Annotated in this window: 11 protein-coding genes and 1 pseudogene; 7 read left to right on the top strand and 5 right to left on the bottom strand. The window is 59.9% G+C overall.

Going from position 1 to position 14,777, the window contains the following annotated elements; all coding sequences use genetic code 11:
* Positions 1-19: 19 nt before the first annotated feature.
* The 4 genes from GLP52_RS16910 to GLP52_RS16895 all read right to left on the bottom strand — a co-directional run bounded on the left by GLP52_RS16910 (position 20) and on the right by GLP52_RS16895 (position 4,287).
* Positions 20-1,279, bottom strand: coding sequence for an imelysin family protein (locus tag GLP52_RS16910; protein WP_237272998.1), 1,260 nt, complete (start codon positions 1,277-1,279; stop codon positions 20-22).
* Positions 1,280-1,480: 201 nt separating this feature from the next.
* On the bottom strand, positions 1,481-2,761 hold the full coding sequence (locus tag GLP52_RS16905; RefSeq protein ID WP_237272997.1) for a flavin-dependent oxidoreductase: 1,281 nt from the start codon (positions 2,759-2,761) through the stop codon (positions 1,481-1,483).
* Between the two features lie 171 nt (positions 2,762-2,932).
* Complete coding sequence (locus GLP52_RS16900) at positions 2,933-3,304, bottom strand: Hpt domain-containing protein (RefSeq protein WP_093732914.1); 372 nt, start codon at positions 3,302-3,304, stop codon at positions 2,933-2,935.
* Positions 3,304-4,287 carry a response regulator gene (locus GLP52_RS16895; RefSeq protein ID WP_237273779.1) on the bottom strand — a complete coding sequence of 328 codons (984 nt, stop codon included), beginning with the start codon at positions 4,285-4,287 and terminating at the stop codon, positions 3,304-3,306. Before GLP52_RS16895 ends, GLP52_RS16900 begins: the two co-directional genes overlap by 1 nt.
* 411 nt (positions 4,288-4,698) lie before the next feature.
* Between GLP52_RS16895 and GLP52_RS16890 the strand changes: the two genes are divergently transcribed.
* The 7 genes and pseudogenes from GLP52_RS16890 to GLP52_RS16860 all read left to right on the top strand — a co-directional run bounded on the left by GLP52_RS16890 (position 4,699) and on the right by GLP52_RS16860 (position 14,225).
* On the top strand, positions 4,699-5,172 hold the full coding sequence (locus GLP52_RS16890; protein ID WP_093732916.1) for a MarR family winged helix-turn-helix transcriptional regulator: 474 nt from the start codon (positions 4,699-4,701) through the stop codon (positions 5,170-5,172).
* Positions 5,169-6,437: a multidrug effflux MFS transporter gene (locus tag GLP52_RS16885; RefSeq protein WP_237272996.1), complete on the top strand. Its 1,269-nt coding sequence runs from the start codon at positions 5,169-5,171 to the stop codon at positions 6,435-6,437. Before GLP52_RS16890 ends, GLP52_RS16885 begins: the two co-directional genes overlap by 4 nt.
* 73 nt (positions 6,438-6,510) lie before the next feature.
* Positions 6,511-7,677 (top strand): efflux RND transporter periplasmic adaptor subunit, encoded by a 1,167-nt coding sequence (locus GLP52_RS16880; protein ID WP_237272995.1) that lies wholly within the window; start codon positions 6,511-6,513, stop codon positions 7,675-7,677.
* A gap of 21 nt (positions 7,678-7,698) precedes the next feature.
* Positions 7,699-10,812 carry an efflux RND transporter permease subunit gene (locus GLP52_RS16875; RefSeq protein ID WP_093732919.1) on the top strand — a complete coding sequence of 1,038 codons (3,114 nt, stop codon included), beginning with the start codon at positions 7,699-7,701 and terminating at the stop codon, positions 10,810-10,812.
* Positions 10,813-10,975: 163 nt separating this feature from the next.
* Positions 10,976-11,434 (top strand): (2Fe-2S)-binding protein, encoded by a 459-nt coding sequence (locus GLP52_RS16870; RefSeq protein WP_093732920.1) that lies wholly within the window; start codon positions 10,976-10,978, stop codon positions 11,432-11,434.
* A 3-nt stretch (positions 11,435-11,437) separates the two neighbouring features.
* Positions 11,438-13,616, top strand: a pseudogene (locus GLP52_RS16865) (molybdopterin cofactor-binding domain-containing protein).
* Positions 13,617-13,619: 3 nt separating this feature from the next.
* Positions 13,620-14,225 (top strand): Isoquinoline 1-oxidoreductase subunit, encoded by a 606-nt coding sequence (locus GLP52_RS16860; protein WP_237272993.1) that lies wholly within the window; start codon positions 13,620-13,622, stop codon positions 14,223-14,225.
* A gap of 68 nt (positions 14,226-14,293) precedes the next feature.
* Here the strand turns inward: GLP52_RS16860 and GLP52_RS16855 are convergent, their stop codons facing one another.
* Entirely contained in the window at positions 14,294-14,764 is a 471-nt protein-coding gene (locus GLP52_RS16855) for a MaoC family dehydratase (protein WP_093732923.1), read from the bottom strand.
* Positions 14,765-14,777: the final 13 nt, after the last annotated feature.

Below are 14,777 nucleotides of genomic sequence, written 5' to 3'. Positions count from 1 at the left end.
AGCTCATGAAAATCGTGTATTATTCGAAAACCGCACCGGGGCTGTCGAGGCTGTCGGAGCCTTCAATCGCCACGTCATCCACGCCCAGGGTGGCGACGACGCGTTCGATGGTCTTGGTCTGGGCGATCAGGGCGTTCACCCCACCCATAACCAAAGCTTCGCCGCCCTTGTTGCCGCGGGCCATCATCTGGTCATAGGACATGCCTGCTTCGGCGGCGGTCTTCATCTGGCCAAGCTTGCGCATGGTGGTCGACAGGTTCAGCTGCATTTCCGCATCAAGATCGGCGTTCTCGGCGGCGACCAGATCGGACAGTGACGGGCCGGTGACCAACGTGCCATCGGTGCGTGCATAGGCACCAAGGTACACGTTTTGAATGCCCAAACCGTCGTAATAGTGGCTGTTGTGAGTGTTGTCCGAAAAGCAGTCATGCTCTTCTTCGGGGTCGTTCAGCATCAGACCAAGGCGCATCCGTTCGCCCGCAAGTTCGCCGTAAGACAGCGACCCCATACCGGTCAGCATCGCCGAGATCGCGCCGTCTTCGTTTCCGGTCAGGGTGCTGCGTGCGGCACCGCCTTCGGCCCATTGTGCGACCATATACTCCAGATCTGACACGATCAGATCGGCTGCCGCCTTCAGGTATTGACCGCGGCGGTCGCAGTTGTCGTTGGTGCAATCATCGCCCGAGGCATAATCGGTCCAGTCCCGCGCACCGGCACCATGTTTCGTGCCGTTCAGATCCTGCCCCCACAGCAAGAATTCAACCGCGTGATAGCCCGAAGCAACGTTAGCCTCGTTGCCGTCGGCTTCGTGCAATGTCTCAGCGAGGAATTCAGGTGTGATTGTGCTGGCGTCTACCTCTGTTCCCGACAGCGTGAAGGTGGGGTTCGCGATGACGTTCAGCGCCGCGGCGGCGTTTTCGTCAGTGGCCCCGCCATAGGATGCGTCAACATAGTCGATCAGACCTTCGTCCAGCGGCCAGGCGTTCAGCTTGCCTTCCCAATCGTCCACGATGGGGTTGCCGAAACGGTAGGCTTCGGTCTGCTGGTAGGGCACCCGCGCCGCCAGCCAAGCTGTGCGGGCGGCTTGCATTGTGTCGGCGGACGGCTCTGCAATCAGGGCATCCACGGCGTCGACCAGCGCTTGGGCGGTGATCAGACTGTCGCCGTACGCGGCTTCGGCGATGTCGGCGTATGTGTCGATCACGTCGGCTTTCTCTACCGCGAGGGCGGGGGAGGCCAAGGTCAATGCAAGCACAGAGGTCATCAGACTGCGGGTCATACGGTCGGTTCCTTTTGACGGATCGCGCCTGCGGATGCTGCCGACGAAAGCGGGTCGACGGGCACTGCCGGAGGCATGGAAATCATGCGCAGTACCTGAAGAATATCGCGTGAAAGGTCAACCTGACAATTTTAGTAAGTTAATCTTTTTCCCGCTCACGTTTTCGGCATCGCACAAAAAATATGCGATGGTCCCAGAGCCTTAGACCACCAACCGTGCGCCTTGGGGCAGCGTCGGGTCAGCGGCGTTGAGGGCGTCAACGGCAAAGCCAGCAGCGGTTTTGTACTGTGCCATATACGCGGACCGCTCCGCGGCCGGTATGACATCGTCGATGCGGTCGAAGGTCCCGTCGCAGCGGTCATTTACCATATTCAACAACCCGAACGGGCCCGCCCCCCTGTTGCGTAGGATGAGATCGGAAATAGGCCCGCAATAGGTGTTATCAAAGCTGCGCAGCGCGGCGGGTGTGACGCCTTGCTTTACCATAAGTGCACATAGGTTTCGGGCGTCCATGATCGCTTGGCTCGCGCCGTTTGATCCTGTGGGATACATCGCATGAGCGGCGTCCCCGATCAGGGCGACCGGACCGTCAACCCAAGTCGACACGGGATCACGGTCGATCATCGGGTTCTCGTATATCTCGGATGCGCCGCGCAGCAGGGCAGGCACGTCAAGCCAATCGTAGGTCCAGCCGTCGAAATGATGCGCAAAATCGGACAGCTGCGCGGGCTTGTACCAACCGCTTTTGCGCGCCTCGGTTTCATCCAGCGTTACCTCGGCGATCCAGTTGATCGTGGCAAAGCCGTCAGCGTCGGGTGCTGAAATCGGATAGATCACCATGCGCTGACGGTGATCGCCAAGCCCGACAAACGAAGACCCCGTACGCACCGGTTTCGCCCGCGACGTGCCGCGCCACATCAACGCGCCGCCCCAGTGGATCGGCGGCTGGTGCGGATGCATCTGCGCGCGCACGGCAGAGTGGATCCCGTCCGCGCCAATCAGCAACGTACCCTCGACAATGGAGTGTGATCCGTCGGTATGGTTGATGGTCGCGGTCACGCCGCCCTCTGGCAGGATGCTATATCCGCTGATCTTGGCTCCCAGCTGCACCGCCTCTGGGCCGGCCCGGTCCACCAGCGTTTGATACAGCAGCATATGCAGCTGGCCCCGATGTGCGGCATATTGCGGCCAGCGGTAACCCGCGTCAGTGCCGCGCGGTTCGGCGTAAATCTCTTGCCCCTTTTGTCCGACCAGTGCCCATTCGCGCGCCGGCACACCGATCTTGTCCAGCTGGGCGGGGGTGAGCCCCAGATCAAAAAGCTCGCGCACGGCATTGGGTTGGATGTTGATCCCCACACCCAGAGGTTTCAGGGCGCGGACCTGTTCATATACCGTGCAGCGCACGCCAAGTTGATGCAGCGAGAGGGCCAGTGCAAGGCCGCCGATTCCGCCGCCTGCGATCAGGATATGGGGTTGGGTCATAGGACAGGTCCACTTTCGACTGAGGGGCGTTTCGTGCTGCGACGAACGTCCTTTATCGACTGCTGAAAATCAATGGAATGTCGCAAGAAACTGAGGGCTGACCCCCGTCAGGCCGGAGTGCGAGACACTGCAACGGCGCGCGGCCCAAAGGCTCGGGGCCAAAAGACCGCGCTACGCGGATTCGAGCGTGGCCTGTTCAGCAATCAACGCTTCCGAACTTTTGAGGAAATCATCCAGCCCAAAGATAATCTCGGTCGGGCAGCTGGCGATCTTGCCGCTGGGGCCATCAAGATGCGTGTCAATCGCGACCTCGTTGTCGCGCGCAATGGTGCCTAGATCGTCGAACCCCAAAGAACCGGCAGTGCCGGCGATCTGGTGCAGGATTCGGCGGGCTTCGGTCAGGTTGTCATTGATATCCTGCAGGGAGGTCCCCTCCCATGCGGCCAGCGCGTGTTCTGCCAGTGCACGTTGCCGCTGCTCTAGCATTTCGAGGAACCGCGCGCGGATACGCTCGATTCCCGGTAGCTCCAGTTTCTGGTGCATCACGCCGTCCTCCCTACATTCCAAAAGTCGTTCTGGACCTTTTGGTAGTTGGCTGTCGCTTCTTCGGCAGAGACATGTGCCTCTGACAGCGCATCCATAACCGACGAATTCGTCTTCCACATCAAACGCACAGCCTTGCCGGCACAGATACGCGGGTTGATATGCTCTCCACGGTTATCGAACAATTCGGTTTTTGCCAGCGAAATGTTGATATCATTTGCCAAAAGTCTGGGATCGGGGCGCCATCCGCTTTCGGTGATGCACACAAAAGTGCCACCGCCGGCATAGGACATCAGGAACTGGCACCCGTCGAGCGTGTCGGAAATAATCTCTCCGACGTCGCTGAGCATGCTGCTGAATTCGAAGTTCGACATGCTGCCGTGGAAATGTTCGACATCGCGGATATTAAAGGCAAAGCAGATCGACCCGAACAGATCGCTGCGCGACAGCTGCTGCACGTAGTTTTCAAGCGCCATGAATTCGATGAGGTTATTCACATCGTGGATCGCCATCGGTTCGTGCAGCTGCACCGCACGCTCAGGCTTGCCGTTGTGATGGGTGACCGCTTTGGCGGCGAAAATCTTGCTGGTGCGCGTGGCCAATCCTTCGACCGCACGTTCAACCAGTGACAGGCGCGCCTTAAGCTCGGTCATCTCGAATGGTTTGGTCACATAGTCCGTTGCACCCGCAGAGAAGGCAGCGTCGATGTAAGACTTTTCGGACATCGCGGTCAGCATCAAGATCGGCGCTTCGATGTATTGCTTCATCGAACGGATCTGGCTGGCCAGCTCGATGCCATCGGTGACAGGCATCTGGATATCAAGTAGGAAGCTGTCAAACGGCGCGCGGGCGTTATCCTTGATCACCTGCAGGGCATCGGCTGCGCATTCGGCCGTGACCAGCGTGTGATCGGTCATGCCTTCAATGAAATGCGACAAAAGCTCTAGGATGATTGGGTCGTCATCTACCGCCAGAATTTTCATTTGTTTGCCTAACTACTTTTCCGCAACAGCTCGGTATGGCTGTTTCTGTTGCATTCAATCTGATGGCGAAACTTGTCATAATTGGGGCGATCTCGGTTTAATACTTAGGCATTTAATCCAATTCAAATTTCCTTTTACCTATTTAATAAGGGCGATGCAGCATTGGACGGAAACGCAGATGCGCGTGGAAGTCACATAGATGGCCAAGCGCCGGCCTGGGTTAAAAGGGGAATCGGCAACACGGAATCGCGCACGTAAAGCGTGCATCATTATCATCGACAACTCTGCCGGAAAGACGGGCATCAGGCTGGCGGGCTCACGTTTTTTTGTAGAGATAGTCGAATTGACACTTGGAGCGATATGCATCAGTGCGCTATATAATAAGGTAAACATATTATAAGCGGACACAACATGCGTACCACCATCAACCCCGATAGCTTTGGTTTCCTTATCAGCGACCTTGGTCGTCTTACCAGGGGTGTGTTCGAGCGCGAGATTGACGCAGCTGAACTGGCGGTTACGGCGGCAGAGGCCCGTGTGCTGGCGCATATGGCGCGGTGTGGTGCTACGCGACAGCATATGCTGGCAGAAAGTCTGGGGATGACCCCGATGAGCCTCACAGGGTTTCTGGATCGCCTCGAGGCAGCAGAGCTGATTGCCCGCACCGCTGATCCAAACGACCGCCGTGCCAAGATCGCGTCGCTCACCCCGCAGGCCAATGACGTTCTGTCGCAAATCGCACAGATTGGCGAGCGCGTAGAGGCCATCATCTCGGACGGGCTGACCCAAGAGCAATGGCAGACCTTTCATCAAACCGCGCTGACCCTGCGGCAAAATCTGGCCGCCTTGCGCGGGGTTTCTTGCAAGACCGAGGGCGCAAAATGACATCCCCTATTATGTCGGAACGACGGGTCAGCATGATTGGCGCCTTGCTGGTGGCAATCGGGCCTGTGTCGATGGCGCTATATACGCCAGCGATGACAGAGCTGGTGCGCGTGTTCGAGACGACGGAATCCGCAATCAAGCTGACGTTGACCCTGTATTTCGGTGGTTTCGCCTGTGCGCAATTGATTGCAGGGCCGCTGTCAGATGCGCTTGGTCGACGCCCGATTACGATTGCATTTATGGCACTTTATTGTGTGGCCAGTGTCGCGGCGACCCTGTCGCCCACGGTCGAAGTCCTGATGGGCGCGCGCTTCTTGCAAGGGATAGGCGCCTCGGCGGGGATCGCGATTTCACGGGCATTGGTGCGTGATCTATTCACCGACGACCAATCCTCGCGGATCATGAACCTGATCGGCATTATCCTAGCGCTCGGGCCGGCGCTGGCACCTACGATCGGCGGTCTGATGTTGCCCCTCTTCGGGTGGCAGTCGATTTTCCTGCTTATGACCCTGATCGGTTTTCTTGTGATTTGGGTGGCGTTGTTCTCGATGAAGGAGACCGTGACCGCTGACCCGTCACGGTTGAACTTCAAAGCGCTCGGACGGACCTACAAGTCCTTGCTTGGCAATCCCCAGTTTATGACGGCCGCCCTGGTCATGGGCGGGGCCCTTGGCGCGCTGTATGCGCAGGCGACATTCCTGCCGTTTATCCTGATGGACGAGGTCGGGCTGACACCGGCGCAGTTCGGCGCCTCTATGCTGGCGCAATCGGGCAGCTTTTTTGCGGCGTCGCTTTTGGTGCGCCAGTTGATGGGCCGTTTTTCGGCAAACCGGCTTGTCGGGCCGGGGCTTGTGTTCGTGGCCTTGGGCAGTCTTGGGACTTTGACGCTGCTGCTATGGCCGCCCAGTTTCTTGCATGTGATGGTGCCCGTGGCGACCTATTCTTTTGGGATCGCCTTTGTGATGCCGGCGATGTCCACCGCAGCGCTGGCCCCGTTTGGGCGGTCGGCGGGGGCAGCTGCGTCGATGCTGGGCTTTATCCAGATGGGCTCGGGCCTGCTTGTTGGGTCAATCGGGGCGATGATGGGCAATGCCCTTTTGGCGATGGCGATACTAATCCCGATGATGGGGGCTATGGCCTGCATATCCTTTCTGATCTATCGCAAGCTACAGCCGCCGGCGTCACCGACGGGACCAGCGGCGACACGCGCGACCTGCGGGCCCAAGGTCGCCGCCCAAGCGCCGGTAACTGCGCCAGAAAAATAGGGCACGTCGCCTCCCAGAGACCGGCACCTCTGGTGCGATTTAAGATATGAATTGAAAAGACAGGATCGTCAGAATGAATTCCTTGATTTCCGGGCTGCGCCACGCAGTTCTTGCAACGGCTATTTGTGCGGTGTCTGTCCCCGCAGTGGCACAGCAGGCAGAGCGCCCACCCGCCGCTGTCACCGTTTTGACCATGCAGCCGCAGGACGTGCAGCTGGCCACCACTTTACCGGGACGCGTTGTGGCCTCTGCCGAGGCCGAGGTGCGGCCGCAAGTGGCTGGGATCGTCACCAAACGTCTATTTACCGAAGGCGAGCCTGTGGCAGAAGGCGATGTCCTTTTCACCATTGACCCAATCGCTTATGAGGCCGCGGTGGCACAGGCGCAGGCCTCGGTCGCGCAGGCTCAGGCGCAAGCCCGGTCAGCAGATCGAGAGGCCAAGCGCTTCGAGGAACTGTCGTCGCGCAATGTGGCCAGCGATCAGGCGCTTGATGCGGCGGTCGCAGCACGGGACGGCGCGGCGGCGTCGCTGCAGGCGGCGCAAGCGGGGTTGCAATCGGCCCAGATCGAACTGGACCACACACAGGTCCGTGCCCGCCTGTCAGGCGAGATCGGGCGGTCGCTGACCAGCCCCGGTGCGCTGGTGACCAACAGCCAAGCCAGCCCTCTCGCTATCATTCGCAACATTGACCCCGTTTATGTCGATGTGACGCAATCGGCTGCAGAACTGCTTGATTGGCGGCGCGGCAATGCGGAAAAACGGCTGGGCGACACCCCGCGCGAGGTCAAGCTAACGCTGGCGGATGGCAGTATTTACGACCAGACCGGCACGTTGAACGCGGCCGAGCCGGACGTCGACCAGCAAACCGGCGTGGTCGTTCTACGGATGGGGTTTGCCAACCCTGACCGCCTGCTGCTGCCCGGCATGTATGTTCGCGTTGAAATGCCGACAGGGATCGCCAAGGATGCGTTCCTTGTCCCGCAAGAGGCCGTGAGCCGCGACCGTCGTGGGCAGCCGCTGGCGATGGTGGTCAACGCCGACAATGTGGTCGAACAGCGCCTGCTGACGGTGCTGCAGGACCGTGGATCGGACTGGATCGTGAGCGAGGGCCTATCGGCGGGGGACCGTGTGATCGTGATGGGCCTGCAAAAGGCTGCCCCCGGTGCCACTGTCACGCCCCAAGAACAAACCGCCCCCGACACCACGTCCGGGGACACCGCACCGGCACCCGCCGAATAACCAAAAGCCGGAGCGTTTTGCATGGCCCGTTTCTTTATTGACCGCCCCATCTTTGCGTGGGTCATTTCGATCTTCATCATGGGTATCGGCGTTTTGTCGATCCTCACCCTCCCCGTGGCGCAATATCCGCAGATCGCGCCGCCGTCGGTTGCCGTGCGTGCGTCCTATCCCGGGGCCTCGGCGCAGACGGTGGCCAATACGGTGACGCAGGTGATTGAACAGCAGATGACCGGTCTGGACGGGCTGCGCTATATCTCGTCGTCATCCACCAGCGCCGGCGGTGCCAGCATCACGCTGACCTTCGAGACCGGCACCGATGTCGATATCGCGCAGGTACAGGTGCAAAACAAACTGTCGCAAGCCTCTGCGTTGTTGCCAGAACCGGTGCAGCGTCAGGGCATCACGGTGCAAAAATCCTCTGCCGGATTCTTGATGGTGATCGGGCTGATTGGCGAGAACGGCCAATATGATGCCACCGATCTTGGCGACTACATGCAATCCAATCTGGTGAACGAGATCAGCCGCGTCGAAGGCGTGGGCAGCGTGCAGGTGTTCGGGGCGCAATACGCCATGCGCATCTGGCTTGACCCTGTAAAGCTCGCCGCGTTCGAGCTGACCCCATCCGACATCGTCGCCGCCGTTTCGGCCGAGAACGCGCAGATTTCGGCGGGGTCTTTTGGCAGCCGCCCCGCGGTCGAAGGGCAGGCGCTGAACGCGACGATCACGGCACAATCCCTGCTGACCAGTCCCGAGGATTTCCGCCAAATCGTGCTGCGTGCGGAAACCGACGGCGGGCTGGTGCTGCTGAATGATGTTGCGCGGGTAGAGATCGGTGCGGAAAGCTATGCCACAATCTCGCGCTATAACCGCAATGCCGCGACCGGCATGGCGGTCAGCCTCGCCCCCGGTGCCAACGCACTGGATACGGCTGCTGCCGTCGAACAGCGGATCGAGGAACTGTCGGCGTTCTTCCCCGACGGGGTCAGCTATGTTGTTCCCTTCGATACAACGCCTTTCGTCAAAATCTCTATCGAAGAGGTGATCAAGACCCTGATCGAGGCGATCGTGTTGGTGTTCATCGTTATGTATCTGTTCTTGCAGAACATTCGCGCCACGCTGATTCCGACGCTTGCTGTGCCGGTCGTGTTGCTGGGGACATTCGGCGTGCTGGCGGCCTTTGGGTTTTCGATCAACACGCTGACGATGTTGGGCATGGTGCTGGCGATTGGTCTGTTGGTGGATGACGCGATTGTTGTCGTCGAAAATGTCGAACGCATCATGGAACAGGAACACATCGGTCCGCTGGAAGCGACGCGCAAATCGATGGACCAGATCACCGGTGCCTTGATCGGCATCGCTGTGGTTTTGTCTGCGGTTTTCGTGCCGATGGCGTTTTTCCCCGGCTCGACGGGGGTGATCTACAAGCAGTTCTCGATCACCATCATCTCGGCCATGACATTGTCGGTGGTGGTGGCCCTGACGCTAACGCCGGCGCTCTGTGCGTCACTGCTTAGGCAGGGCAGCCACGAGAAGCGGCGCGGGTTCTTCGGCCTGTTCAACCGCGGTTTTGACAAGACGCTTGGTGGGTACACTGGCACGGTGGGCTGGCTGGTGCGCCGTCCGCTGCGGGTCGGGCTGGTCTATCTGGCGATCATCGCGGCGATGGTGTTCTTGTTCATGCGCACGCCCGCAGGGTTTCTGCCCGCCGAGGATCAGGGCACGCTGTTCACGCTGGTGCAGGCGCCCACGGGGGCGACGGCGGAACGCACGCTCGAGGTCATCAAGCAGGTCGAAAACTACTATCTGGAAAACGAGAGTGACGTCGTTGAATCCGTGTTCGGCGTGGTTGGCTTCAGCTTTGCGGGCCAAGGGCAAAACCTTGGTCTGGTCTTTGTACGGCTAAAAGACTGGGAGGAACGCACCGCAGCCGCGCAAAGCGTGCAGGCGGTGGCCGGTCGGGCGTTTGGTGCATTCAGCCAAATTCAGGACGCAATGGTGTTTCCCATTGTGCCACCCTCGGTCAGCCAGCTTGGCAATGTATCCGGCTTTGATTTCTATCTGCAAGGGCGCGGCGGGCAAAGCCACGAGCAATTGCTAGAGGCGCGTAACCAGCTGTTGGGAATGGCGGCGCAAAGCCCGCTCATCGCCTCCGCCCGCCCCAGCGGGCTAGAGGATGCGGCGCAGTTCAATCTGGATATCGACTGGCGCCGTGCCGGGGCGATGGGGGTCAGCGCCACGGATGTGGGCACGCTACTGACCATCGCTTGGGCTGGTCGCTATGTGAATGACTTTGTCGATGAAGGGCGGATCAAGCGGGTCTATGTGCAGGGCGAGGCCGCGGCGCGGGCGGTGCCTTCGGATCTTGAGAAATGGCGCGTGCGCAATGACAGCGGCGGGTTGGTGCCCTTCTCGAACTTTGCCGAAGGAAGCTGGGCTTACGGGCCGCAGGGGGTGAACCGCTATAACGGCATCCCCGCGATGCAAATTCAGGGGTCCCCCGCGCCGGGGGTCAGCACGGGCGAAGCCATCGCAGAGCTGGAACGTCTGGTGACGCAGTTGCCCCCAGGTTTCCAGATCGCGTGGACGGGTCTGTCGTTGGAAGAACAAGAAAGCGGCAATCAGGCACCGCTGCTGTATGGTCTGTCGCTGGCAGCGATTTTCCTTGCGCTGGCCGCGCTATATGAAAGCTGGTCGATCCCCTTTGCGGTGATGCTCGCGATGCCGATCGGTATCCTTGGGACGTTGACCGGTGCGTATCTGGGCGGGTTCGAAAATGGCGTCTTCTTTCAGGTGGGGCTGTTGACCGTCGTGGGTCTGACGGGCAAAAACGCGATCCTGATCGTCGAGTTTGCCCGTGACAGACGCCGAGAAGGCGAGAGCGTTTTTGACGCCGCCATTGATGCAGCACGGCAGCGCTTCCGCCCGATCATCATGACCTCGATGGCGTTTTCATTGGGGGTCTTGCCGCTGGTTCTTAGCACGGGTGCCGGGTCTGGCGGGCGTACGGCGATTGGGGCCGGTGTGCTGGCCGGTACGATTGCCGCGACCGTTCTGGGTGTGCTGTTCGTGCCCTATTTCTTTGCCATGGTGGCGCGTTTCACCGGCAAGGATCCGGCCAAGACCACCAACGATTAAGCCCGCATCACCAGTGATGAAAATCTGGCGGAGGTAGTTTTACATTATCTCCGCCTTTGGCATGTCGGGTCATTGACCCCGCGGTTTCGCGGGCTAGCTCGCCTCTCCAAGGGAAGCATCAGAATTCCACGCCATTCGCCAACAGTTTGAAGGAATAGCCAGCATGATCAACTTTACCCTGAACGGCAAAGAAGTAAGCGTTGACGCGCCCGACGACACGCCCCTTTTGTGGGTGCTGCGCGATGAGATGCGGCTGACTGGGACGAAATTTGGCTGTGGCATCGCCCAATGCGGTGCCTGCACCGTCGAGCTGAACGGTATGACACGTCGCAGCTGTGTCACCCCGATCTCGATGGTCGAGGGGTCTTATGTGACCACCATCGAAGCGGTCGAAGGTCGCGAAGCGCGCGCCGTGCAGGCCGCATGGGAAGCGATTGACGTACCCCAGTGCGGTTGGTGTCAATCCGGACAGGTCATGAGCGCCACGGCCCTGCTGCGCGAGATCCCCAACCCCACGGACGAGGAGATCGACAATGCAATGGCCGGCAATATCTGCCGCTGCGCCACCTATGTTCGTATCCGCGCCGCGATCAAGAACGCCGCCAAAGAGCTGGAGGGTTAAGCCATGAACACTTCAAAGCTTTCCCGTCGCGGTTTTCTGTCAACCGCTTCTGCCGGTCTAGTGATCGGTGTTGTTCTGCCGGAAAAATCACGCGCCCAATCCGGTGCCGCGACCGCTTTTGATCCGTCGGCTGATCCGGCTACCTTCGCACCAAACGCATTTGTCCGCGTCGCGCCGGATGACACGGTGACGGTCCTCATTAAGCATATCGAATTCGGTCAGGGGCCAAACACCGGTCTCGCGACCTTGGTGGCCGAAGAGTTGGACGCCGACTGGTCGCAGATGCGCGCCGAAAGTGCACCGGCCAATGATGAACTCTATGCCAATTCCTTGTTCGGATTGCAGGGGACAGGCGGATCCACAGCGATGGCGAACAGCTATATGCAGATGCGCAAAGCCGGCGCTGCTGCGCGCGCGATGCTTGTGGGTGCTGCCGCCGCCGAATGGGGCGTGCCCGCGTCTGAAATTACCGTGTCAAAGGGGCGCATTTCTCACGCCAAGGGCACCGAAGCGGGCTTTGGAGCCTTTGCCGAGAAAGCCGCGACTATGACGGCTCCTGCGGAGCCCAAGTTAAAGCAGGCCAAGGATTTTATCCTGATCGGGACCGATGTGCCCAAGCTGGATACCCACGCCAAGACGACCGGCAAAGCGGAATACACGATGGATGTGTACCGCGACGGAATGGAGACCGTCGTCGTCGCCCACCCCGACAAGATGGGCGCTGTCGTGGCCAGCTTTGACGATACCGATGCGCTGGAAGGTACCCGGCGTGATCGCGGTGCGTGAAATCCCGCAAGGGGTCGCGGTTTATGCCAAGAACACCGGTGCCGCGCTCAAGGGGCGCGAAGCGTTGCGCGTGACGTGGGATGACAGCAAGGCCGAAACGCGGTCGAGCGAGCAAATCTATGCGGATTTCTCGCGCGCCGCTGCCGAAGGCGGTCGTGCCGCGGAAGAGGTTGGCGATGCTATGGCGGGGATCGACGGGGCCGCCCAAGTGATCGAGACAGAATTTCACTTCCCGTATCTTGCCCATGCCGCGCTCGAGCCGCTGGATGCTGTTCTTGAAATGACCGATGGCAAGGCCGAACTCTGGATGGGCTCGCAGTTCCCGTCGCTCGATAAGCCGACGCTGGCAGCCACCTTGGGGATCAATCCATCGGATGTGCAGATCAACGTAATGTTCGCTGGCGGCAGCTTTGGCCGCCGTGCGCAGCCTACGGCCCATGTCGCCGCTGAAGTCGCCGAGATCGCGAAAGCCGCAGGCGGCAACGGCGCGTGGAAGCTACTTTGGACGCGCGAAGATGACATGACCGGCGGCTATTATCGTCCGCTGACCGTGCACAAGATGAAGGGCGGCTTGGACGCTGACGGCAATATCGTCGGGTGGCATGACGTGGTGGTGAACCAGTCCATCATGGCCGGTGGCCCGATGGAAGCGATGATGAAAGACGGCATGGACCCGACCTCTTATGAGGGCGCGACGAAAATGCCGTATGATCTGCCTGCGCTCAAGGTGGATTGGGTCCGGCAAGACAGCCCCGTGTCGGTGCTTTGGTGGCGTTCTGTCGGGCATTCGCACACCGGCTATGCGACCGAGGTGTTCCTGGATCAACTGCTTGAAGCAGGGGGCAAAGACCCCGTTCAGGGGCGTCTGGACCTGATGAAAGGCGACGCCGGTCGCGACCGTGGCGTATTGGAAAAAGTGGCCGAGCTTGCGGGCTGGGACGGTACCAAGGTCAAGGGGGATCGCGCCTACGGCGTCGCCGTGCACGAAAGCTTTAATACCTATGTGGCCCAGATCGTCGAAGTGTCGGATCAAGGCGGTTTCCCCAAGGTGCACAAAATCTGGTGCGCCGTCGACTGTGGTGTCGCCGTGAACCCCAATGTCATCCGCGCCCAGATCGAAGGTGGGGCCGGCTATGGTCTGGGATCGGTGCTGTTCGACGAGGTCACTCTTGGCGAGGGCGGCACCATCGTTGAACGCAACTTTGACACCTACCGCATGCTGCGCATCAACGAGATGCCCGAGGTAGAAGTCGCCATCATTCAAAGCGACAATGACCCCACCGGCATCGGCGAACCCGGTCTGCCGCCCGTAGGACCAGCCGTCGCAAATGCATGGCGCGCCCTGACGGGGCAGGCTGTCACCAAACTGCCCTTTACCAAATCCGTAGGAGTGTAAGTCATGAAAAATACGCTGAACATCATGGCCATCACTGCGCTGATGGCGGGCCCTGTTATGGCGGAAACCGTCAACGGTTTGCGCACCGTCAACGAGTTTGATGCCATCGAAGGGGAGGCCGAACGCTCCACCGCGCTGTTTGAGGAAATGATGGTGGTGATCGGACATCCGCGCTGCCTGAACTGTCACCCCGTCGATAACTCCCCCCGCCAAGGGATGGATATGCAGATGCACGAGCCCCCCGTTGTGCGCGGAGAGGCGGACTTTGGTGCGCCGGGCATGCGCTGCACCACCTGCCACGGTGAACAAAACTTTACCTTTGCCGCAGGGGGCGGGTCTATTCCCGGCCATACGCCTTGGCAGTTAGCGCCTATCGAAATGGGTTGGGTTGGTAAATCCGCCGCCGAGATTTGTGCCCAAATCAAGGACGAGGAACGCAATGGTGGCAAGACGCTGGAAGAGCTGCACGAGCATAACGCTGAAGACGGTCTGGTCGGTTGGGGGTGGCATTCAGGCGAGGGACGCGAGCCCGCACCGGGCAGTCAGGAGATATTTGGCGAACTGACCAAAGCCTGGATCGAGACGGGTGCAGCCTGCCCCGCGGGGTAATCCGCGCTCCACAAAAGCAAAGGGCCGCGCAGGGATGCGCGGCCCTTTGTCGTTCTGGTCGTGAACAATTAGTCTTTAAAAACAGCCAGCCCAAGCCATTCGGCCACCATCGCGGGTGTCTCAACGCCTTCGATCTCGATCGTTAGCAGGTTCTCGCGCAGCATATCGGTGGCATTGCGTGCCGTGACCTTTTGCAGCGTAAACCGCCCCCGCAGGCGAGAGCCCGCTTTGACCGGTGTCAGAAACCGCAGCTTGTTCATGCCATAGTTGATGCCCATCACCTGTCCGGGCATCATATTAAAGCAATCATAGGCAAAGCGGCTGGCGAGCGACAGGGTCAGGAACCCGTGCGCGATGGTCCCGCCAAAGGGTGTTTCCGCCGCCGCGCGTTCAGGGTCGATGTGGATCCACTGCATATCGTGGGTGGTTTTGGCGAATTGGTCGATCATCTCTTGATCCACCGTGATCCAATCAGAGACACCGACTTCGGTCCCGATCAGCGTTTCACTATGGGCAAACGCCTCTTTCAGTGCAGACATTGGCAATGCTCCT

The sequence above is a fragment of the Sulfitobacter sp. M22 genome (assembly GCF_021736025.1).
Lineage (GTDB): Bacteria > Pseudomonadota > Alphaproteobacteria > Rhodobacterales > Rhodobacteraceae > Sulfitobacter > Sulfitobacter litoralis.
The sequence above is the reverse complement of the archived record's forward strand: the minus strand, read 5'-3'. Positions and strand labels throughout refer to the sequence as shown.

Bases quoted from the DNA above. Each gene is read 5' to 3' on its own strand.
- GLP52_RS16910 (WP_237272998.1), bottom strand. From the start codon at position 1,279: ATGACCCGCAGTCTGATGACCTCTGTGCTTGCATTGACCTTGGCCTCC.
- GLP52_RS16905 (WP_237272997.1), bottom strand. From the start codon at position 2,761: ATGACCCAACCCCATATCCTGATCGCAGGCGGCGGAATCGGCGGCCTT.
- GLP52_RS16900 (WP_093732914.1), bottom strand. From the start codon at position 3,304: ATGCACCAGAAACTGGAGCTACCGGGAATCGAGCGTATCCGCGCGCGG.
- GLP52_RS16895 (WP_237273779.1), bottom strand. From the start codon at position 4,287: ATGAAAATTCTGGCGGTAGATGACGACCCAATCATCCTAGAGCTTTTG.
- GLP52_RS16890 (WP_093732916.1), top strand. From the start codon at position 4,699: ATGCGTACCACCATCAACCCCGATAGCTTTGGTTTCCTTATCAGCGAC.
- GLP52_RS16885 (WP_237272996.1), top strand. From the start codon at position 5,169: ATGACATCCCCTATTATGTCGGAACGACGGGTCAGCATGATTGGCGCC.
- GLP52_RS16880 (WP_237272995.1), top strand. From the start codon at position 6,511: ATGAATTCCTTGATTTCCGGGCTGCGCCACGCAGTTCTTGCAACGGCT.
- GLP52_RS16875 (WP_093732919.1), top strand. From the start codon at position 7,699: ATGGCCCGTTTCTTTATTGACCGCCCCATCTTTGCGTGGGTCATTTCG.
- GLP52_RS16870 (WP_093732920.1), top strand. From the start codon at position 10,976: ATGATCAACTTTACCCTGAACGGCAAAGAAGTAAGCGTTGACGCGCCC.
- GLP52_RS16860 (WP_237272993.1), top strand. From the start codon at position 13,620: ATGAAAAATACGCTGAACATCATGGCCATCACTGCGCTGATGGCGGGC.
- GLP52_RS16855 (WP_093732923.1), bottom strand. From the start codon at position 14,764: ATGTCTGCACTGAAAGAGGCGTTTGCCCATAGTGAAACGCTGATCGGG.